This window comes from Segeticoccus rhizosphaerae (assembly GCF_009192725.1).
Classification (GTDB): Bacteria; Actinomycetota; Actinomycetes; order Actinomycetales; family Dermatophilaceae; genus Segeticoccus; species Segeticoccus rhizosphaerae.
In genome coordinates this window covers 1-532 of sequence record NZ_VOHR01000739.1, presented here as the reverse complement: position 1 = coordinate 532, position 532 = coordinate 1, and the positions used below count along the sequence as shown (strand labels likewise).

Genomic DNA, 532 nt, shown 5'->3' with positions numbered 1-532 from the left:
CAAAATGATTTAAAATTAACCATGCCAACAGATGGGAAATTCCAAGATGAATATTTATTGCCACTTCCTGTATTAAATCAATCAACATATACAGTGAGTTGGATGGCAATGGGACAAGATGGTCACAAAATGCAAGGAAAGTTTCAATTCATGATACATGGTAGTGGTGCAAATACGCGCACAATGATTCCAATGACCATGGAAAAAAACACTACAGAACATAAAGCTCATCAATAAGGTTTAAGTGGAGTAGCCCATGATATTAACCTCATTTGAAATAATGGCACTATTATCAAAATGGTTCATATACCTTAATGTTGCTGCCATTATGGGGGGAGCATTTATGCTGGGTTCGGTTCGTCTTGAGCGGCGTGAAGTTAGCATAATTTGTGACTATGTTAGTTTAGGTGCCATCTTGGGAATTTTTGCTGTGACAGTAAACTATCTAGTTCAGGTCGGGTCATTCGCTGACGATGGGTTTGCCGGCATGCTTGATATTCAAATGTACGTATTTCTATGGGCTACACCTGTA

At 38.7% G+C, this 532-nt stretch carries 2 protein-coding genes; both read left to right on the top strand.

Features of this window, described 5'->3' with window-relative positions; translation table 11 throughout:
* Positions 1-237 (top strand): copper resistance protein CopC (locus FRW57_RS22755; protein WP_162529500.1); only part of this gene is annotated, 237 nt, incomplete at its 5' end.
* A 19-nt stretch (positions 238-256) separates the two neighbouring features.
* The coding region (locus tag FRW57_RS24255; protein ID WP_203230530.1) for a hypothetical protein at positions 257-532 on the top strand (276 nt) is incomplete at its 3' end.